At 68.2% G+C, this 17,709-nt stretch carries 22 protein-coding genes; 9 read left to right on the top strand and 13 right to left on the bottom strand.

Going from position 1 to position 17,709, the window contains the following annotated elements:
* Positions 1-40: 40 nt before the first annotated feature.
* A complete protein-coding gene (locus P0D77_RS08440; RefSeq protein ID WP_277552474.1) occupies positions 41-1,291 on the bottom strand; it encodes an NAD(P)/FAD-dependent oxidoreductase in 1,251 nt (416 codons plus the stop codon).
* Between the two features lie 127 nt (positions 1,292-1,418).
* Positions 1,419-2,255: a nucleoside phosphorylase gene (locus P0D77_RS08435; protein ID WP_277552472.1), complete on the bottom strand. Its 837-nt coding sequence runs from the start codon at positions 2,253-2,255 to the stop codon at positions 1,419-1,421.
* A 116-nt stretch (positions 2,256-2,371) separates the two neighbouring features.
* Between P0D77_RS08435 and P0D77_RS08430 the strand changes: the two genes are divergently transcribed.
* Complete coding sequence (locus tag P0D77_RS08430; protein ID WP_277552469.1) at positions 2,372-3,514, top strand: serine hydrolase domain-containing protein; 1,143 nt, start codon at positions 2,372-2,374, stop codon at positions 3,512-3,514.
* A 62-nt stretch (positions 3,515-3,576) separates the two neighbouring features.
* A complete protein-coding gene (locus P0D77_RS08425; RefSeq protein WP_277552467.1) occupies positions 3,577-4,209 on the top strand; it encodes a class I SAM-dependent methyltransferase in 633 nt (210 codons plus the stop codon).
* Between the two features lie 53 nt (positions 4,210-4,262).
* On the opposite strand, the gene cdd is transcribed toward P0D77_RS08425, so the two are convergent.
* Positions 4,263-4,703 carry a cytidine deaminase gene (cdd, locus tag P0D77_RS08420; protein ID WP_277552465.1) on the bottom strand — a complete coding sequence of 147 codons (441 nt, stop codon included), beginning with the start codon at positions 4,701-4,703 and terminating at the stop codon, positions 4,263-4,265.
* 121 nt (positions 4,704-4,824) lie between these two features.
* On the opposite strand from cdd, the gene P0D77_RS08415 reads away from it, so the two are divergent.
* Both P0D77_RS08415 and P0D77_RS08410 read left to right on the top strand, forming a co-directional pair.
* Positions 4,825-5,148, top strand: a complete 324-nt coding sequence (locus P0D77_RS08415; RefSeq protein ID WP_277552463.1) for a DUF7520 family protein — start codon at positions 4,825-4,827, stop codon at positions 5,146-5,148.
* A gap of 55 nt (positions 5,149-5,203) precedes the next feature.
* Positions 5,204-5,464, top strand: a complete 261-nt coding sequence (locus P0D77_RS08410) for a DUF8142 family protein (RefSeq protein ID WP_277552462.1) — start codon at positions 5,204-5,206, stop codon at positions 5,462-5,464.
* A gap of 41 nt (positions 5,465-5,505) precedes the next feature.
* On the opposite strand, the gene P0D77_RS08405 is transcribed toward P0D77_RS08410, so the two are convergent.
* Both P0D77_RS08405 and P0D77_RS08400 read right to left on the bottom strand, forming a co-directional pair.
* The gene (locus P0D77_RS08405; protein ID WP_277552460.1) at positions 5,506-6,093 is read right to left on the bottom strand and encodes a GNAT family N-acetyltransferase; all 588 of its coding nucleotides are present in this window, start codon (positions 6,091-6,093) and stop codon (positions 5,506-5,508) included.
* A 48-nt stretch (positions 6,094-6,141) separates the two neighbouring features.
* Entirely contained in the window at positions 6,142-6,951 is an 810-nt protein-coding gene (locus tag P0D77_RS08400; protein WP_277552458.1) for an SDR family NAD(P)-dependent oxidoreductase, read from the bottom strand.
* A gap of 104 nt (positions 6,952-7,055) precedes the next feature.
* Between P0D77_RS08400 and P0D77_RS08395 the strand changes: the two genes are divergently transcribed.
* Positions 7,056-9,131, top strand: a complete 2,076-nt coding sequence (locus P0D77_RS08395) for an AMP-binding protein (protein ID WP_277552456.1) — start codon at positions 7,056-7,058, stop codon at positions 9,129-9,131.
* Here the strand turns inward: P0D77_RS08395 and P0D77_RS08390 are convergent.
* Genes P0D77_RS08390 through P0D77_RS08375 form a run of 4 tightly spaced genes read right to left on the bottom strand, consistent with a single transcriptional unit; the run spans position 9,128 to position 13,426 of the window.
* Complete coding sequence (locus tag P0D77_RS08390; RefSeq protein WP_277552455.1) at positions 9,128-9,880, bottom strand: acyl-CoA synthetase family protein; 753 nt, start codon at positions 9,878-9,880, stop codon at positions 9,128-9,130. The genes P0D77_RS08395 and P0D77_RS08390 overlap by 4 nt on opposite strands.
* Positions 9,881-9,933: 53 nt before the next feature.
* A complete protein-coding gene (gene purM / locus P0D77_RS08385) occupies positions 9,934-10,956 on the bottom strand; it encodes a phosphoribosylformylglycinamidine cyclo-ligase (protein ID WP_277552452.1) in 1,023 nt (340 codons plus the stop codon).
* Positions 10,957-11,015: 59 nt separating this feature from the next.
* On the bottom strand, positions 11,016-11,675 hold the full coding sequence (locus tag P0D77_RS08380) for a zinc metalloprotease (protein ID WP_277552450.1): 660 nt from the start codon (positions 11,673-11,675) through the stop codon (positions 11,016-11,018).
* Complete coding sequence (locus P0D77_RS08375; RefSeq protein ID WP_432764793.1) at positions 11,672-13,426, bottom strand: TraB/GumN family protein; 1,755 nt, start codon at positions 13,424-13,426, stop codon at positions 11,672-11,674. The genes P0D77_RS08380 and P0D77_RS08375 overlap by 4 nt, the downstream gene beginning before the upstream one ends.
* 178 nt (positions 13,427-13,604) lie before the next feature.
* Here P0D77_RS08375 and P0D77_RS08370 point away from each other — a divergent pair, with 178 nt between their 5' ends.
* The gene (locus P0D77_RS08370) at positions 13,605-14,126 is read left to right on the top strand and encodes a bifunctional nuclease family protein (RefSeq protein WP_277552447.1); all 522 of its coding nucleotides are present in this window, start codon (positions 13,605-13,607) and stop codon (positions 14,124-14,126) included.
* 32 nt (positions 14,127-14,158) lie between these two features.
* Here the strand turns inward: P0D77_RS08370 and P0D77_RS08365 are convergent, their stop codons facing one another.
* Entirely contained in the window at positions 14,159-14,341 is a 183-nt protein-coding gene (locus P0D77_RS08365) for a hypothetical protein (RefSeq protein ID WP_277552446.1), read from the bottom strand.
* A gap of 204 nt (positions 14,342-14,545) precedes the next feature.
* Between P0D77_RS08365 and P0D77_RS08360 the strand changes: the two genes are divergently transcribed.
* A complete protein-coding gene (locus P0D77_RS08360) occupies positions 14,546-14,986 on the top strand; it encodes an acyl-CoA thioesterase (RefSeq protein WP_277555769.1) in 441 nt (146 codons plus the stop codon).
* A gap of 40 nt (positions 14,987-15,026) precedes the next feature.
* Here P0D77_RS08360 and P0D77_RS08355 read toward each other — a convergent pair whose 3' ends face one another.
* Positions 15,027-16,142 (bottom strand): S1C family serine protease, encoded by a 1,116-nt coding sequence (locus P0D77_RS08355; protein WP_277552444.1) that lies wholly within the window; start codon positions 16,140-16,142, stop codon positions 15,027-15,029.
* Positions 16,143-16,233: 91 nt separating this feature from the next.
* On the opposite strand from P0D77_RS08355, the gene P0D77_RS08350 reads away from it, so the two are divergent.
* Entirely contained in the window at positions 16,234-16,686 is a 453-nt protein-coding gene (locus P0D77_RS08350) for a DUF7992 family protein (protein ID WP_277552443.1), read from the top strand.
* Positions 16,687-16,735: 49 nt separating this feature from the next.
* Positions 16,736-16,870, top strand: a complete 135-nt coding sequence (locus tag P0D77_RS08345) for a DUF7128 family protein (protein ID WP_277552442.1) — start codon at positions 16,736-16,738, stop codon at positions 16,868-16,870.
* Between the two features lie 12 nt (positions 16,871-16,882).
* Here P0D77_RS08345 and P0D77_RS08340 read toward each other — a convergent pair whose 3' ends face one another.
* Both P0D77_RS08340 and P0D77_RS08335 read right to left on the bottom strand, forming a co-directional pair.
* The gene (locus tag P0D77_RS08340; RefSeq protein WP_277552441.1) at positions 16,883-17,116 is read right to left on the bottom strand and encodes a DUF7508 domain-containing protein; all 234 of its coding nucleotides are present in this window, start codon (positions 17,114-17,116) and stop codon (positions 16,883-16,885) included.
* A gap of 1 nt (position 17,117) precedes the next feature.
* A complete protein-coding gene (locus P0D77_RS08335; RefSeq protein WP_277552439.1) occupies positions 17,118-17,609 on the bottom strand; it encodes a DUF5796 family protein in 492 nt (163 codons plus the stop codon).
* Positions 17,610-17,709: the final 100 nt, after the last annotated feature.

Below are 17,709 nucleotides of genomic sequence, written 5' to 3'. Positions count from 1 at the left end.
CCGTCGAGAACGCGGTTCTTGAAGCGGTTTTTGCCGCCGCTTACATGTCGCTCCAGGCGTTGAGCGCACGCCCGAAGCCGGTGAGGTCTGCGATCCACTTGCTCGCGACGCCCTTCTTCAGCGCCTTGGCCGCGGGGCCGCCGAAGGTGTTGATCGGCACCGAGAAGCCGGGGCCTTTCACGTCGTGGGCGACGGCCTCCTCGCCGACCGAGATGAGCGTCCCCTTGTCCTCGTGTTGCCACGACTTCAGCGGCGCACCGCGGACGGCGCGCGCGAGGTTCTCGCCGGCGACGTCGGCGGCCTGCCACGCGGCCTGCGCGGTCGGGGGCGCGACGTTGTCGTCGCCCTGGTCGATGAGGGCGGTGTCGCCGATGGCGAACACGCGGTCGTCGCTCGTCTCGAACGTCGACTCGGCGTACACGCGGTGGGAGCGGTCGTCGGCGTCGAGGTGGAAGTCGTCGACTTCTGGCTGGCCGGTGATGCCACCCGTCCACAGGAGGACGTCGTAGTCCATCACCAGGTCGTCCGAGAAGTCGATATCCTCCTTCTCGGGGGCCTCGCCGTCGCCGTCCTCGCCGTAGTACTCCGCCTCGGCGCCGCCGAGGTAGACGGCGTTGTCGTCGACCTTCGAGATGAACTCGCCGGTGGAGACAGCGATGTCCTTCTGGTCGAGGCGCTTGCGGATCGCACCCTGCACCTCGGGGTCGTTGTTCGGGAACACCGAGTCCAGTCCCTCGACGAGTTCGATGTCGATGGGAGCCTTGTGGTCGTCGCGGAACTCGGCGATCTCACCCGCAGACTGGATTCCCGACAGGCCAGCACCGCCGACGAGCACCTTCGCGGGGTCGGTCGTCGTCGCCTCCTGCCCGGCACTCTTGACTGCCTGGTGGATCTCGCGGGCGTCGTCGAGGCTCTTGAGCGTCAGCGCGTGGTCGCGCAGGCCGTCGATACCGAAGAAGGCGGTCGCGGAGCCGACCGCGACGAGCGCGTAGTCGTAGTCGACCTCGTCGCCAGCGTTCGTGTGGATGACTCGTTCGTCGGTGTCGATGTCGGTGACGCGTCCCTTCACGAAGTCGGTGGAGTCGTCTTTGATCTCGTCGACCGGAATAGCGATCTTCGACTCGACTTCGGGCTTGCGGATGACGCGGTGGGCCTCGTGGAGGACGAGGTGGTAGTCGTGATCAGACACCCACGTCAGTTCTGCTTCGCCCGGTTCGATCGCGTCTTCGAATGCTTTCACCGTCCCGGCACCGGCGTACCCGGCACCGACGACGACGACCTGCGTACTCATACGCCGATTTTCCAAGCCAGAGGATAAAGTCGTGTTGAAACCGCCAGCAACGAACCACGGTACGGTACCCCCGATCCGAACGAGAGCGACGAACGCGACGGGGGCGCGTCGGCGTCGACCCGGTCGACTACTCCAGCGAGAGACCGGCGTGCCAGCGGTCGACGCCCGCCTCGCGTTTCACCTCGTCCATCCGCGCGAGCAGCGCCGCCGCGAGACTGGCACACTCGGCCGCCCGCGACTCGCCTTCGGTTCGGAACTCTCCGGTGACGCGGTTGGCGTACACCGTACACACTGCGCCGGCGCGGAGGCCGTACACGTTCGCGATGGTCGTGATGGCGGCCGCCTCCATCTCGATGTTCTTCACGTTCGCGTCGCGGAGTTCCTCGACCAGTTCGTCCGACCCGGCGGCCTCGAACCCCTCGAACCCCGGTCGACCCTGCCCGGCGTAGAAGGAGTCGGCCGACATCGTGATGCCGACGTGGTAGTCGTAGCCCAGGCGTTCGGCGGCGGCGACGAGCGCAGAGACGACCTCGTGGTCGGCGGCGGCGGGGTAGTCCTCGCGGACGTACTCCTTGCTGGTCCCCTCCTGGCGGACCGCGCCGGAGGTGATGACGAGGTCGCCGACGTCCATCCCCTCCTGAATCGCGCCGCAAGAGCCGACGCGGATAAACGTGTCCACGCCGGCGCGAGCAAGTTCCTCGACGGCGATGGCGGCGGACGGCGACCCGATGCCGGTGGAGGTGACCGACAGCGGTTCTCCGTCGTACGTGCCGGTCGCGGTGCGGTACTCGCGGTGGTACGCCTTCTCGTCGTGGTCGTCCCACAGCGCCGTCACCTTGTCTACGCGCTCGGGGTTGCCGGGGAGGAGGACGGTGTCGGCCACGTCGTCGGGGCCGACCTCGATGTGGTACTGCACGTCGCTGTTCGGATCCTCGCTGTCGTCGCTGGGACCGTGGTCGCTCATATCCGGTCTGTACTGGAAGCGCCCTTGTAGTTCGCTCGTTTCGTCCCCCGAAGGCGGCATCCGGCACCGGGTTCCCCCTCCCGTCGGTTTATGCCCTCCCCGACGGAGACGCGAGTATGCGAGTCCCCGACGCCGGCGACGACGGCTTCGAGTCGGTTTCCCCCGAGACGGTCGGTCTCGACCCGAACGCCGTCCGCGACGCCGTGGAGTTCCACCTCACGACCGGCACGCCGCCCGAACAGGTGGCGTACGACTTCTCGAACCAGGAGCCGTGGGACGAGTCCGAGGGCGAACTGGGCTACACGCTCGGGCCGATGCCCGACCGTCGCGGCGGGCCGGCGGGCGTAATCCTGAAAGAGGGAAGCCTCGTCGCCGAGTGGGGTGACACCCGACGCGTCGACCACTCCTTCTCGGTGGCGAAGTCGATGCTGTCGCTCGTCGCCGGGGTGGCGTGGGACCGCGGCCTGTTCGACCTCGACGACCGGGTCGCCGACAGCGAGGGCCACGCAGCAGACGACGGCTACACGAGCGAGCAGAACGCCCCCATCACGTGGCGACACCTCCTCCAGCAGACCAGCGAGTGGGAGGGAACGCTGTTCGACCGTCCGGACAGCATCGACCGCAACCGCGGCGTCGGCAAGACGGACGGTCCTGGGAAGGGCGAGCACCGCGAGTTGGAGGCCCCGGGCACCCACTGGGAGTACAACGACGTGCGGATCAATCGCCTCGCACTCTCGCTGTTGCGCCTGTGGGCGAAGCCACTCCCCCGCGTGTTGGCCCACGAAGTGCTGGACCCCGCAGGTGCGACACGGTCGTGGGAATGGCACGGCTACCACAACTCCGACGTAGCGGTCGACGGCCGGACGATGAAATCCGTCTCCGGCGGCGGCCACTGGGGCGGCGGCTTTTGGGGGTCGACACGCGACCTCGCGCGGGCGGGCCACCTGCTGTTGAACGAGGGGCGATGGGGTGACAAGCGCCTCCTCTCTCGGGAGTGGGTCGAGATGGCGACCGAGCCGTGTACGGAGAACCCCAACTACGGCTTCCTGCTGTGGCTCAACACCGACAACGCCCTGTGGCCGTCGGCGCCGGAGTCGGCGTACGCGATGCTCGGCCACGGCCAGAACGTCGTCTGGGTCGACCCCGACCACGACCTCGTCGTCGTCCTCCGATGGCTGGCGCTGGCAGACGACTACGCCGACCGCGAGGACATGCCGAATCAGGATCACTTCTTCGCCCGCCTACTCGACGGCGTCTGACCGCTGTCAGAGCAGTCGGAGCCGTCGCTTGGTACTAAGCGCGATCGGGCCGAGTGTCGACTGTGGCGTCACCCCCCGACCCTGGTCTCGACTATCAAAACCCTGCCGCCGCGTACGCCTTCGACCAGAGTTACCGTGGGTACCCGCCGAACTGGGACATCGGCCGACCACAGCGTCCGTTCGTGTATCTGGAAGAGGCCGGACGGATCGGTCCCCGCGTCATCGAGGTGGGCTGTGGAACGGGCGAACTCACGATGTTTCTCGCACGACAGGGACACGAGGTACTCGGCGTCGACGTTGCACCGACCGCCATCGCGCAGGCCCGCGAGAAGGCCCGCTGGCGACGGGTCCGCGCCCAGTTCCTCGTGTGGGACTCGCTCCGCCTCGACGAGTTGGGCGTGCGTGCGGACACGGTCGTCGACTCCGCGATGCTGCACTGTCTCGGTCGCCACGAACAGCGAGTGGCGACCGACGCTATCCGACGGACGCTCCGACCGGGTGGGTGGTACTACCTGTTGTGTGACGCCCGCGGCGACCGGGTTCCGGCGACGTGGGCGTCGCTCTCGCGTGCAGACATCCGCGACCTGTTCCGGCCCGAACGCGGGTGGGAGTTGGCGTTCGTGTACCAGACGGTGTTCGAGCGGCGGGAGTCGCGCAACCCAGCGTTTCTCGTCGGCGCGCGTCGGGTTCGGTGAGCGGGTGGCGTTGTCGCCGTTGCCGTGGCTGCGGCCGGCGGCAGATATCGACGCTACCGCTGCCTGCGACGCTCCGCGGCGTCCGTCAGCGTCTGGAGGCTGATGGTGTCGGGGAGCAGTTCGCCGAGCGTGTACGTGGAGACGTCGTCACCCTCGTCGCAGACGACCTCCAGATCCGCGTCACAAAACTCCGCGAGCGTCTGCCGACACATTCCGCAGGGCGTGACGCCGTCGCGGGCGTCGGAGGCGACGGCGAGGCGGTCGAACTCCGTGTGGCCGTTCTTGACCGCCTCCGCGATGGCGACCTCCTCGGCGTGCAGCGAGTTGGAGTAGTTGGCGTTCTCGATGTTACAGCCGACGTAGACGGTGCCGTCGGCCGCGCGCAGCGCCGCACCGACGGGGTACTCAGAGTAGGGGACGTGTGCGTCGGCGAACGCCTCGCGAGCGGCAGCGACGAGTGGGTCTTCGGCGGGGTCGGCAGCGGTGTCGGTCATACTCGGACCGACCGCCTGCGCGCACTTAATCGTAGGTCGTGTGCGCCGAACACGGCACGCGCACTCACGGCGAGCGATCCGTCCCCGACAGCGCCTTGTGTGGGCCGCCCTAATCCCGCCCGTGAGCGACCGAGGCGCGACCGCCGGTGACGCCGACAGCGACGCCCCGCCGGGCGTCGAGGGTGAGGAGACGACCGTCGAGGTGTCGGGCAGGCCATATCTGGTCGGCGCGGCCGGAGCAGTGACGCTGTTCGCGGCCGCCGCGGGCTACGTCGTCGCCGCAAACAACGAGGTTGGCGCGGTGACGGTGTTCGGCGCTGTCACGCTTCCCGGCACACCGGCGGCGATGGCGGTGTACGGGGCCGTCCTCTCGTTGCTCGTCGTCGGGACGCTGTTCGGCCTCGTGACCGTCGCCGCTCGGTTCGACGACAACGCGGTGGAGTAGGCGGCCTCGCGGTGCGAGCGCGCCGCTTTTGTGGCCGGGGACCCGAGTTGAGCGTATGGCAACGAACGCGAGTGACGCCGCCGAGTCGAACGATGGGGGGCCGGACGGGCCCGAGGAGGCCGGGTCGAACCGGAACCGCAAACGGGCGGTGCTCGCGGTGTTGCCGTTTCTCGCTATCGGCCTCGCGAACGTCGTGCTGATGCTGTTTCAGGGGCTCCGGCCGTTGTGGGGATTTCTGATCCTCCCGCCAATCCTCTTCTGCTCGGTGCTCGCGTACCTCGTGTTCTCGACGGACTTCCTCGACGGGCGGACGTAAGCGCCGCCAGCAGGCGTGTACCGCTCCGATACTGACGGCGGTTACCGTCCGGTGTCGTACTTGTACGTCACCTCGTCGGGGTCGATGCCGAAGTCCTCCGCCGTCTCCTCGATGGCCGGTTCGTCGGTCTGTTGGCCCTCGCTGGCGACCTTGAACCGTTCGCGGAGGCGGTCGGGCATCACGAACGCTTCGCGCGCGAGTCGGAGTGGCGTCACGTCGCCGTCGCTGTCGCCGCGAACCACGTCCAATCGCTCGGCGAGTGCGTCCGGAACCTCGTCGTCGTCGAGCGTCTCGAATCCGAACTGCGTGAGGTACGTCGCCGTCGGCGTGAAGCAGTACACCTCGTCGAAGTCGGCGTCGCCGGCCTTCTCGACGAGTCGCTCGATGACGTGTGCGCCGACGCCCTGCTTGCGCCAGGACTCGAGGACGCCGATGCCGGTGAGTTCGACGAACTCGCCATCGTCGGTCTTGTGGATGCGCAGTCGGCCGAATCCCGCCCGCGTGTTCGACCCCTCCTCGACGGCGATGACGTAGTCGCGCGACCGGAACGACCGCTCGTCGAGTCCCATCGCCTCGATGTGGTCGAGCAGCCACGCCTCATCTCGGTTCTTGGCGTCGCGGACGTACATACCGGGTGATACGACCCCGCGGGAGTTACCGTTTGTGGAGGGATCGACTCACCGGGCGGTCCACCCGCCGTCCACGCTCAGACACGCGCCCGTGACGTACGAGGCGGCGTCGCTCGCGAGAAACACCACTGGCCCCGCGACCTCAGCAGGGTCGGCGAAGCGGTCGAGCGGCGTTCGCTCGCGAATCGACGCCAGCAGTCGCTCGTTCTCGGCGATGTCCGCGGTCAACTCCGTGTGGACGTAGCCGGGGGCGACGGCGTTCACGCGCACGTCGGGCGCCCAGTCGAGCGCCATCGACTTCGTCACCCCGACGAGGCCGTGCTTCGAGGCGACGTACGGGTGTTGCCGCGGGAGGCCGACCAGTCCACCAACGGAGGCGACGTTGATCAGACTGCCGCCGTCGCTCGCACGGAGGCCCTCGGCGGCCGCCCGGGCACAGCGAAGCGCACCACGGAGGTTCACGTCGAGAACCGTCTCTGTTCCGTCTTCGGTCGTCGCTTCCGGCGGCCCGAGTGCGCCGTCCGGGTTGACGCCGGCGTTGTTCACGACGACATCCGTCCCGCCGAGTTCGTCGCGCACGCGTGCCATCAGGGTGGTCACGTCGTTCGTGTCGGTCACGTCCGTCGGACACGCCAGCGAGTCTCCACCGCGTGTCTCGACGGCGGCGACGGCCTCTTCGACGTCCGCGGAGGTTCTGCTCGTCGGCACCACGTCGGCCCCGGCGTTGGCGAGACCAACGGAGATAGCGCGGCCGATGCCGCGCGTGCCGCCGGTGACGACGGCGACGCGTCCCGAGAGGTCGAAAGCAGTGGTGGGGTCGAACTCGTCGACGGCGGCGTCCGCGTCGGCGTCGGTCATACCCGATTGCCGACGCCCGGCTACTTCGCTCTTGTCGCGCGGACGGTGGACCGTGATCCGGAACGGTGTAAAACTACTTGCCCTCGCCGCAAAAACGGCCGGACATGAGCGACGACCCCGACCACGCGGTCGACACCAGCACCGTGGTTCACCGTCCCGACGAGGCGGTCGCCGAGGCGACGAACGTCCGCGCGTTCGAGCGTGCGTACGGTATCGACGGCTACGAGGCCTTGATCGAGCGAACGACGACGGAACTCGCGGGCGAACCCAACTCCGGCGTCGACTGGTTCTGGGACGAACTCGTCGACTACCTCGGGGTGGAGTTTGACGAGGCGTACGACGCCGTCCGCGACGACACCGACGGCCCGCAGTTCACCGACTGGTACCCCGGTGGCCGGATCAACGTCGCACACAACGTCCTCGACCGGCACGCGACCGGCGACGCCCGCGACGACGTGGCGTGCGTCTGGGAGGGCGAACCCGGCGACACGCGCGAGGTGACGTTCGGCGACCTGTACGAGCAAGCGAATCGCGTCGCCAACTACCTCGAATCGCGCGGCGTCGAGACGGGCGACACGGTCGGCCTCTACATGCCGATGGTTCCCGAGGTGATGAGCATCCTCTACGGCTGTTTCAAAGTGGGTGCCATCGCCGTCCCCATCTTCTCGGGGTTCGGCGTCGACGCGACGGCGACTCGCATCGACGACTCCGCGTGTTCGGTGCTGTTCACTGGCGACGGCTTCTATCGCCGCGGGAGCGAGGTCGTCCTGAAGGACACCGCCGACGAAGCCATCGACGAGGTGGGCCACGTCGAGGACGTGGTCGTGTACGACCGATTGGGAAGCGCGGCGCGAAGCGCCGCAGATACGCGAACGAGGAGTGAAACGACCCGTGAGCAGAACGACGAGGGGTCAGACACAGAGGTTCCCTGGAATGCAGACCGCGACGAGTGGTGGAGCGACGCGGTGGAGTCGCAGCCATCGGAGTACGAGACGAAGTCGCTCCCCAGCGATCAGGAGTCGATGCTGCTGTACTCCTCGGGGACGACGGGCACGCCGAAAGGCATCGTCCACACCCACGCGGGCGTCCAGATGCAGTGCGCCAAAGAGATCCACTTCGGCTTCGACCAGAAGCCGGACGACGTGTTCTGGTGGGTCTCCGACATCGGCTGGATGATGGGGCCGTGGACGCTCATCGGGAACCACACGTTCGGCGGCACCGTCCTGATGTACGAGGGCGCGCCCGACCACCCCGGTCCGGACCGCTTCTGGGAGATGATCGACCGCCACGACGTGACGCAGTTCGGCATCTCGCCGACTGCGATCCGTGCCCTACGGAAGTACGGCGACGACCACGTCGAGGGACACGACCTCTCCAGTCTGCGTATCCTCGGATCGACCGGAGAGCCGTGGGACCCCGAGAGTTGGCTGTGGTTCTACGAGCACGTCGGCGGCGGCGACATCCCCATCGTCAACATCTCCGGCGGCACGGAGATATGCGGCTGTTTCCTGATGCCGATGCCGGACCAGCCACTCAAGCCGTGTACGCTCGGCGGGCCGGGACTCGGGATGGACATCGACATCGTCGACGAGGACGGCGACTCCATCGCCGACACCCACGAACGGGGCTATCTCGTCGCGCGTGACTCCTGTCCCTCGATGACCAAGAGCCTCTGGTCGGGTGACGAGCGCTACCTCGAAGAGTACTGGTCGACGTTCACCAACCCGGCGATGTGGAACCACGGCGACTGGGCGCAGAAAGACGAGGACGGCTTCTGGTTCCTGCACGGCCGCGCCGACGACACGCTCAACGTCGCCGGGCGGAAGGTCGGCCCCGCCGAGATCGAGGGCGTCCTCATCGACCACGACGCCGTGAACCAAGCGGCCGCCGTCGGCGTCGACGACGAGACGACTGGGACCGCCGTCGTCGCGTACGTCGTCCTCGAACCGGGCGTCGAGGCGAGCGACGACCTCCGAGGTGAACTGCGCGACCTCGTCGGCGAGGAACACGGCAAGCCGTTCCGCCCGCGTGAGATCCTGTTCGTCGACGAATTCCCCAAGACGCAGTCGGGCAAAATTATCCGCCGGGCCATCGCCTCCGTCTACGAGGGCGAGGATCCGGGTGACCTCTCGTCGATGGAGAACCCCGCGGCGCTCGAGGCGCTGAAAGACGCGAGCTAAATCGAGATCGAATCGACCGCGAGCGTCCGGGATTCGGGCGCTGTCTGCTCGGCTCCGACGACGCTGGCGGTCGCGTCCATTGCGTCGTCGCCGTGCGGAATCGCGACCGCCCCGCCCGCGAGCAACGGCGCGAGGACGCCCGCCGCGACCGTCCGCGGGTCCGAGAGCGGCGCACGGATCGCAACCTTCGACTCCGCATCCATCTCGAGTGCCTCGACGGCGTCGCGGGCAGTTCCGAGCAGGTCGGCGTGCGAGAGCGTGCGCTCCTCGCCGTCAACCGATCCCCGAAGCACGGGGTCTGCGGGGTCGTGGAACGTCGGCGGGAACGCGGGGTTCTCGCTCCACACCTCCTGCTCCCAATGGGTGGTGTCGGGGCGCTCGGGGTCGCCGCCGTACGCGCACAGTTTCGACCCGCCGGGCAGGTCGAACTCGGCTTCTCGTTCGACCGGGACGACGACGCCACGAGCGTCACAGTCGGTGGGCGGGTCGGAGTCGAACTCCGTGACGGTGCCAAGGAGTGCGCCGCCGAGGAAGGTGAGAATCGGCTCTGGAACCGGTGCGGGGTCGATGACGAGACGGTCGCCCTCGCGAATCCCTACGTGACTCAAGACGTTGCCGACCTTGCAGGCAGTGTTACACAGATCCCAGTAACTGTACGTGCGGTCGAGTTCGGCGGCGTGCAGGGCGAGTTGCTCGCTGCGACGCTCGCGGGCGACGAGGTCGCCGACGAGGGTGAGATCCTCGGTCATACCCGGCCTACGGGTGCGCCGGCCAAGAGCGACACGGCGTCGGTGCGCGTCGGTTACAGGTCGAGGCCGCGGATGGAGACGCCGTCTCCCTCCTCGACGGTGCCGATCACACGCCCGTCGGTCGCCTCGGCCAGCGACTCGGCCTGTGCCGGGTCGAGCGCCGCGACGAACCCGGTCCCCATGTTGAACGTGCGGTGCATCTCCTCGTCGGCGACGTTGCCCTCCGATTGCACGAACTCGAACACAGGCTGAACCGGCCACGGGTCGGTCACGTCGTAGTGGAACTCACCGAGGCGTTCGAGGTTGGTCCACCCGCCGCCCGTGACGTGGGCCGCGCCGTGGACGCCGTGGTCGCGCATCGGGCCGAGCAGGTCGGCGTAGATGCGCGTGGGTTCGAGGAGCGCCTCCCCGACGGTGTCGTAGCCGTCGAACGGGCACGGGTCGGTGTACGCGTGGTCGCGGGTGGCCGCCTCACGAGCGAGCGTCAGGCCATTCGAGTGGATGCCCGAGGAGGCCCACCCAACCAGCGCGTCACCGGGTTCTGCTTCGCCGTCGAAGACGGCGTCTTTCGCGGCGAGGCCGGCGCAGGTACCCGCCAGGTCGAGTCCTTTGATCACGTCGGGCATCACGGCCGTCTCGCCGCCGACGAGTTCGACGCCCGCGCGGTCTGCGCCCTCGCGCAAGCCAGCGCCGACTTGCTCGGAGAACGTCTCGTCGGGTTCCTCGACTGCGAGGTAGTCGACGAACGCGACCGGGTCGACGCCGGCGGCGACCAGATCGTTCGCGTTCATCGCGATGCAGTCGATGCCGACCGTCGAGTAGTCGGAGAGCGCCTCCGCCACGAGCAGTTTCGTCCCGACGCCGTCGGTCGCCAAGGCGAGATAGCGGTCGCCGATGTCGAGGAGGCCCGCGTAGTCGCTCCCCTCGGCGTCGCCCGCGCCGACAGCCGAGACGAGCGCCGCGGTCGCGGCCTCGCTGGCGTCGATGTCGACGCCGGCGTCCGCGTAGGTCAGTTGGTCGTCGGTGTCCTCGCCGTCTGCGTCCGCGCCGTCGCCGTGCGCGGGGTCGTCTCCCATATCTCACCGGGCTTGCGGCGAGGGCAAAAGCGCACCGACCCGAGGGCGACGGATCGGCCTCAAATGAGCATAAACGCGAACAACACTGCCACCACAGCGCTCGGAATGAACACGCCCAGCCACACCGGCGTCGACCACGCCCGGACGGTCGCGCCGTCGAGTGGGCCGAACGGGATGAGGTTGAACGCCGCCAAGAGGAGGTTCACCGCGACGCCGTACGTGCCGACGGTGAGCAGGATTCCCGAGAATCCGGCGAGGCCGAGGAGGAGCAACGGCGCGAACACGACTGCGAGCACGAGGTTGACGACTGGGCCCGCCAGCGCGATGAGGCCGTTCTGTCGCTGGGTGATCCGTCCCTGGTGGTGGACCGCGCCGGGCGCGGCGAACAGGAAGCCAGCCGTCGCGGCGACGACCGCGAGGAAGAGCATCCCGTAGTCGGCGCGGAACGCCGCCCGCTGGCCGTAGCGCACCGCGACGACCTTGTGTGCGAGTTCGTGCAGGAGGAACGCCACGCCAGCGGTGAGGAGGCTCACGACGAACAGGCCGCCGAGCGTGCCGTACGCGCCGAGCGCGAGGTTGTTGATGACCGTCGTTCCGCCGCCGGCGAAGAAGACGGTGAACGCGACCGACAGCGCCACCCACGCCAGCAGGAAGTCGCGTAGTTCGCGCCCGCTGAAGGTGAGCCTGCGGACCGTCCCCGTGAGGCTGGCGCCGCTCACGCGACGGCCCCCCAGATGAGTCGCGCAGACTCACGCGCGCCCTGGATCATCAGGTCGGTGATACTGGCGTCGAGACTCCCTGCGAAGACGGGGACGACGTACGCGGCGAACAGCACCGACGCGATGACGCTCCCGATGTTCGTCGCCGCGACGACGACGATGAGGCGGAACAGCGGCACGTCGAGCATGTCCGAGACGATATCACGGATCGGTCGCGTCTCGTCGGAGAGCAGTTCGTTGAGCGTCCCGATGTCGGCGACGTTCACGGTCAGGTGTCGCAGTTCCATGTACCCCGTGAACCACCCCGGCGCGAGCAGCGGATTCACTGAGGTCATCCACGCGACTGCGCCGCCGACGCCCGCAGAGCGCCAGCGTGCGCCAGCGAGTTTGGCGAGGCCCGCGGCGAACACGCCGTTGATGAGGAACCACGCGGCGAACAGCGTCAGCAGTTGCTCGTTGCGGACGCCAGCCATCGCCAACAGGAGGAAGAAGGCGATGAACGCCGCGGAGATGCCGAACGCAGCGATCTTCCCCCACGGAATGCCGCCCGACTTCGCGGTGCCGATGAGCGAGTCCATCGGCGGGAGCGTCTCCGGCGACTCGAGGTACGACTCGATGCCCGCGCGGTGGCCCGCGCCGACGACGGCGACCACGTCGTACCCCTCGTTCCTGAGGCCGACGAGTTGGTGGGCGATGTACGCGTCACGCTCGTCGATGAGCGCCGCCGCGCCGCCGGGCGAGAACTGGCGGAACTCCTCCATCATCGCCGTCACGACATCGGTGTCGGTGAGTTCGTCGGGGTCGAACTCCTCCAACTCGTCGCTCTCCGTCGCAGCGGCGATGCCGAGTGCGTCGATGGCGACGGCCGCCACCGCACCGACCGCGAGGCCGCCGACGAGACCGAGTGCGAGGCTCCCAGCGAGCGTGAGGAGCGTCCCGGGAAGGACGCCCGCTACCGTGGCGACGCCGACACCCGTTGCGACGACGGCACCGCCGACGCCGACCGCGACGGCCGCCGCGAGAGCGAGTGTCGTCGTCCCGACCGCCTCATCACCGCCGCTTGTCCCGGCCCGTGCGCGGTACGTGAGGTAGCCAGCGACGGCGCCGACGAGTGCGCCGACGCCGACGCGGGTGAGGACTGCGCCGGTGATGCCGACGCTCCCGCCGAACAAGCCGACCGCTGGACCTAGCAGGACGCCGACGACGAGGCCGAACGTGATGCCGGCGACACGGGGGTCGGTGACGCCGAACGCGAGTGCGCCGACCATCCGCAACTTCTCCAACAGCGAGAGACTCGCCCAGAACCGCTGGATGGTCGTCTGGATGTCGCGGTCGACGAGTGCGACCGAGATGCCGCGCTCCTCGGCGGCGTCGACGGCCGCGAGCAGTTCTGCGCCGGGGTCGATGTCGAACCGCTCACCCATCCGCGTCTGGACGTACGAGAGCATCCAGTACGCGAGAAACTGGAAGACGGTGTTGCCCTGGAGGAGGTCGCCGGGGTCGAGGTCGTCCGGTGTCTCACCCTTCATCTGTCGGAAGCGCCCCTCGTCGAGTTCGACCGCGACGACGTCGGGGTGTTCCTCGGCGACCGTCTGTTCGACCTCGTCGACGGAGGCCTGCGAGACGTGTGCCGTCCCGACGACGCGAACGCTCCCCTCGCCGCGCGGATTGGAGGGCTGTGGCGTCCCGCCCGGTGCGGGAGATGCGTCGGGCGGGTCTGCGGTCCGCGCGTCGCGGCTCACGCGAGCCACCTCCGTCGAGGACCGACTGCGGTACTCATTGCCGGCGTTTTCCGTCCGGCGGATTTACGCCTGTCGGAGTCTCACGTCGCACAGACGCGAGCGTGCGGGCCGCCGCAGGTGGGTTCGTTCGATCCCGTGAGGTTGCCACGCGCGGTAGGTATTCAAGCCCGGCCCGCATGCACATCGTATGGACCACGAGGCCGAGATCGCGGGCATCGGCGTGGGGTCGGGCCCGAACGGCGAGGAGGTCCCGGCGGTCGTCCTCCTCGTGCGCGAGGAGTATCTCCCGATATTCGTGACCGTCGACCAGGCGCGCTCGATTCGCGGCGGACTCGCGGGGCAGTCGTTCGACCGCCCACTGACCCACGATCTGCTCGTGGAGATGGTGACGGAGTTCGGCGGCGCAGTCGACTCGGTCCGCATCGACGACCTGTCGGACGGCACCTTCTACGGGAAGCTTCGGGCAGAACGCTACGTCGACGGCGAACCAGAGCAGTTCACCTTCGACGCCCGCCCGAGCGACTGCCTCGCCATCGCCGTCCGCTTGGAGTGTCCGATCCTTGTCAGCGACGAGGTGGTCGACGCGGCCGGCCAACCGCCGGAGACGGTCGACATCGACGACGACACCGCGCCGCCGCGCGGCCCCGACGCCCACGACCCCGAACGCTCGGAGTCGTCCGACCGCGACGACGACTACCGCTACCGCTGAAACGATGTAGCCGCGTCACGGTCACACCCACATCACTCTGTTTCAGACACTCCGGTGTCCTCGTTCACCGCACCCTGTTCGAGCGTGGCCGCTCGCTCGTGGAGGGCGGCCGCGAGCGTCGCATCGTCGAAGCCGTTCTCGCGAGCGGACTCGATCACCTCGTCCAGGGCCTCTCCGAGCAGTCGTTCGGACGCGATCTCACGATTCGTAATCATAGTTCACACACGGCCGAGTAGCGGGATAATTATTCGCCCGTTACGCGCCGACCGTCGGGGTTGATACTGGCGGCGGCGATACGCCCGTGTATGACCGAGGACTCCACGACGGCCGGAGACGCAGCGACCGGTGGCGACGAGACGGCGGCCGCAGCGACCGCTGACGGCGGATCAGGGGTGACGCTCGCGGACTCGTACACCGAGATGACCGAACTCATCCTCCCGAACGACACGAACAACCTCGGGCGGGCGCTCGGTGGTGCCGTCCTCCACTGGATGGACATCTGTGGGGCTATCGCTGCAATGCGCTTCTCTAGCCGCCAGTGCGTCACGGCGTCGATGGACCACGTCGACTTCATCGCGCCCATCGACTTGGGCGAGGTAGCGGTCGTGGAGGCGTACGTCTTCAACACCGGGCGCACGAGCGTCGACGTGAAGGTGGACGTGCGTGCAGAGAACCCCAAGACGGGCGAGGAACGACAGACGACGACGTCGTTTCTCACGTTCGTCGCCCTCGACGGCGACGGCCGGCCGACGCCGGTGCCAGACGTGACCTGTCCCACGCCGGAGGAGGAGGCGCTTCGACAGGAGGCGACCGAGGAACGTCGCAACCAGTTGGAACACGTCGCAGACCGGTTGGACTAGCTGACCGAATCCCAGCGGTGCAGACTAGCGACCGCGCGTCTCAGACTCCGGGGGTGGGTCGCTCGCCGAGTTCGAACTCGACGGTCTGCTCGCGACCATCGCGGACGATGGTGAACTGGACCGTGTCACCGGGCGACGTCTCAAGCGCGAGGTAGTTCGAGAGGTCGGCCTGTACCTCGACCGATCGGCCGCCGATGCCGACGACGACGTCGCCGCCAGTCGGAACCGAGACGCCATCGACCGACGTCTGTCCGTCCGTGCCCTGCAAGGTGCCCGCCGCGGGGCCGTCGTCCACTACTTCGATCATCAGGACGCCGCCGACGTCGTCGAGGCCGTACGCTTCGGCGATAGTGGGCGTCACTTCGAGGAGACGGACACCCATAAACGAGTGATCGTACTCACCGTCGCTGGCGAGGGCGGGGACGACCCGCTTCGAGAGCGCCGCCGAGACGCCGAAGCCGAGGTTGTCACCGCCGCCTCGGGCCGCGACGGCGACGACGCGCCCGTCGTACGTGACGATGGGGCCGCCGGAGTTGCCGGGGTTGAGCGCGGCGTCCGTCTGGACGGAGTCGGCGACGGTGAAGTTGTTCGGCGCCGAGAGGACGCGGTCGATTCCGGAGATGATGCCCGTGGACGCAGAGCCGCTGAAGCCGAACGGCGACCCGATAGCCATCACCGGCGTGCCGATGGGTGGTTCCGGGTCCGTGTCGACCCACGACAGCGGCGTAGCCGACTCGGGACGGTCTTGCGCGCGCAACACGGCCAGATCGGAGTAGGCGTCCGTACCGACGATACGGGCGTCTCGCCACTCGTTCCCCTCGAATCGGAGTTTCACGTCGTCCGCGCCCGCGACGACGTGCTGGTTAGTGACGACGTAGCCGTCGCCGGCGACGAACCCGGAGCCACTCCCCTGTGGCCCCGTCGCACCGTAATTGAGGACGCCCACGACCGACCCGACCGTCGAGCGGTACACGTCAGTCTGCGTCGCGGACGACTGTGAGACGGCGGCCGCGTTCGATCCAGCGGTCGCCGCTTCACCCGCCGACTCCTCGCTCGCGGCCGGCGCGGAGTCGGTCGACCCGACCTGCACACAGCCAGCGGTAGCGACCGTCGCCGCACTCGCTACACTAGCGAGAAACGTCCGTCGTGATGGCATAGCACACAGTTTGCTCCACCAGCGAATAACTCCGGCGCTCGTCTCGAGTGCTGGCGGCAGGCCTTTGGCCCGCGACCGGGTACGGTCGCCTATGAGCCTCAACGCGGACCCGCCGCCGACGCCGACACTCGCGACGGTCGACCCCAGTCAGTACGACGACACCGAGGTCGCTGGCGACGAGTACCACCGCGAGGAGTTGGAGGCGTTCCTCGCGGACGGCGCGTGGGCGGAGGCGTTCGATCAGTGGTCGGCCGACGCCGACGTCGACGCGGAGACGTGGCGCATCGCCGAGGAGTTGGGGCTGTTCGCCGGCTTCGACTTCTTCTGGGACGACTTCGCAGACCGCGTCGGCTACCACGCACCGGGTATCCCCGAAGACTGGAAAGAGCGCGACCTCCACCCCGACCTCACCAGTTGGGGGCAAGTGTCGGCGATCAACGCCGCCCTCACCGAGTTTGGACAGGTGGTGTGTGAGGTGCTCAAAGCGGAGTACGTCGACTGGGAGAGCGAGTTCGAGGCACCCGACGACCTGCCCGACTTCTGATCGGCGTGTCGGCGGTAGCGATATAGTCGTAGAGTGACGAGTGTTAGCTATGGTCACGGAGACTGAGCGCGACGACATGACGTGGTACCAGTGCGACGCGTGCGGCCTCCTGCTAGACGATCGCGAGGACGCAGAAGAACACGAAAAACACTGCGACGCGGAGGACCCCTCGTACCTCCAGTAGCCGTCGGACCCGTCAGAACTGTTCGTCCGCGATCCGTTCGGCGTGCTCGCGAGACTGCGCGACCGTCCATCGCACCTTCGCGGCGTCGCCGTAGGCCAACTCCTCGCGGAGTTCGTCGGCGAGGATGCCGACCGCGTAGCCGAGCGACTCGCCGTCGGCGTCGCCCAACTCGTAGACGCCGTATCGATCCGGGGCGGCCCCGACCGTCGCCCGGTCGAGGTCGCGCCACGCCTTTCGGAGGCTCATCTCACGCCTCCGTGTCGGCGTCGTCTGCGTCGTCGCCGCCGTCGCTCGCCTCGTCGTCTGCTGCCGCGACGAACTCGTAGCTGTCCTCGCCCCAGTCGTCCTCGACGAACACGAACACGCGCCCGCCGGCCACCTCGGGATCGGCGTCGATCTCCGTGCGCTGGCCGCCCGGTCGCCGCGCGGTGACGCCGGGGAACAGTTCCTCCTCCTCACCCTCACCGAGGATGACGCGGCCGACGCCGGTGTCCTCGAGGATGTCGTCGTGGGTCTTCAGGTCGTTCACGTACAGGAGGACGCCCTCCGTCTCCGTGGGGTCGGTGACGAGGACGTGCGATTCTTTCCCCGGCGCTGTCGTCAGCGTCCCCTCGACTCGCTGTGGGACGCCGTGGTAGAACGTGACCCGGCCGTCGAGGTACTCCACCTCCACCCCCTCCTCTCGGAGAGCGATGGAGACGCTCGCGGGGGCGACGTCGCTCCGGTGTGGCGCGCTCATACATAGAGGTGGGACGGCGACGCCGATAAACACGGCGAGGTGTCGGCGGTGCACAGGCTCCAGTGACCCGGCGCTCGCACCACCGAAAGCGGGAACACCC

Origin of the sequence: Halobaculum limi (genome assembly GCF_029490015.1) — an archaeon.
Taxonomy (GTDB): Archaea; Halobacteriota; Halobacteria; order Halobacteriales; family Haloferacaceae; genus Halobaculum; species Halobaculum limi.
This window is presented reverse-complemented; position numbering and strand designations above follow the sequence as displayed.

Excerpts from the sequence above, each read along its gene's own strand:
- P0D77_RS08440 (WP_277552474.1), bottom strand. The coding sequence starts at position 1,291 with ATGAGTACGCAGGTCGTCGTCGTCGGTGCCGGGTACGCCGGTGCCGGG.
- P0D77_RS08400 (WP_277552458.1), bottom strand. The coding sequence starts at position 6,951 with ATGACCGACGCCGACGCGGACGCCGCCGTCGACGAGTTCGACCCCACC.
- P0D77_RS08360 (WP_277555769.1), top strand. The coding sequence starts at position 14,546 with ATGACCGAACTCATCCTCCCGAACGACACGAACAACCTCGGGCGGGCG.
- P0D77_RS08365 (WP_277552446.1), bottom strand. The coding sequence starts at position 14,341 with ATGATTACGAATCGTGAGATCGCGTCCGAACGACTGCTCGGAGAGGCC.
- P0D77_RS08395 (WP_277552456.1), top strand. The coding sequence starts at position 7,056 with ATGAGCGACGACCCCGACCACGCGGTCGACACCAGCACCGTGGTTCAC.
- P0D77_RS08345 (WP_277552442.1), top strand. The coding sequence starts at position 16,736 with ATGGTCACGGAGACTGAGCGCGACGACATGACGTGGTACCAGTGCGAC.
- P0D77_RS08430 (WP_277552469.1), top strand. The coding sequence starts at position 2,372 with ATGCGAGTCCCCGACGCCGGCGACGACGGCTTCGAGTCGGTTTCCCCC.
- P0D77_RS08335 (WP_277552439.1), bottom strand. The coding sequence starts at position 17,609 with ATGAGCGCGCCACACCGGAGCGACGTCGCCCCCGCGAGCGTCTCCATC.
- P0D77_RS08355 (WP_277552444.1), bottom strand. The coding sequence starts at position 16,142 with ATGCCATCACGACGGACGTTTCTCGCTAGTGTAGCGAGTGCGGCGACG.
- P0D77_RS08370 (WP_277552447.1), top strand. The coding sequence starts at position 13,605 with ATGGACCACGAGGCCGAGATCGCGGGCATCGGCGTGGGGTCGGGCCCG.
- P0D77_RS08350 (WP_277552443.1), top strand. The coding sequence starts at position 16,234 with ATGAGCCTCAACGCGGACCCGCCGCCGACGCCGACACTCGCGACGGTC.
- P0D77_RS08390 (WP_277552455.1), bottom strand. The coding sequence starts at position 9,880 with ATGACCGAGGATCTCACCCTCGTCGGCGACCTCGTCGCCCGCGAGCGT.
- P0D77_RS08435 (WP_277552472.1), bottom strand. The coding sequence starts at position 2,255 with ATGAGCGACCACGGTCCCAGCGACGACAGCGAGGATCCGAACAGCGAC.
- cdd (WP_277552465.1), bottom strand. The coding sequence starts at position 4,703 with ATGACCGACACCGCTGCCGACCCCGCCGAAGACCCACTCGTCGCTGCC.
- P0D77_RS08340 (WP_277552441.1), bottom strand. The coding sequence starts at position 17,116 with ATGAGCCTCCGAAAGGCGTGGCGCGACCTCGACCGGGCGACGGTCGGG.
- P0D77_RS08410 (WP_277552462.1), top strand. The coding sequence starts at position 5,204 with ATGGCAACGAACGCGAGTGACGCCGCCGAGTCGAACGATGGGGGGCCG.
- P0D77_RS08405 (WP_277552460.1), bottom strand. The coding sequence starts at position 6,093 with ATGTACGTCCGCGACGCCAAGAACCGAGATGAGGCGTGGCTGCTCGAC.
- purM (WP_277552452.1), bottom strand. The coding sequence starts at position 10,956 with ATGGGAGACGACCCCGCGCACGGCGACGGCGCGGACGCAGACGGCGAG.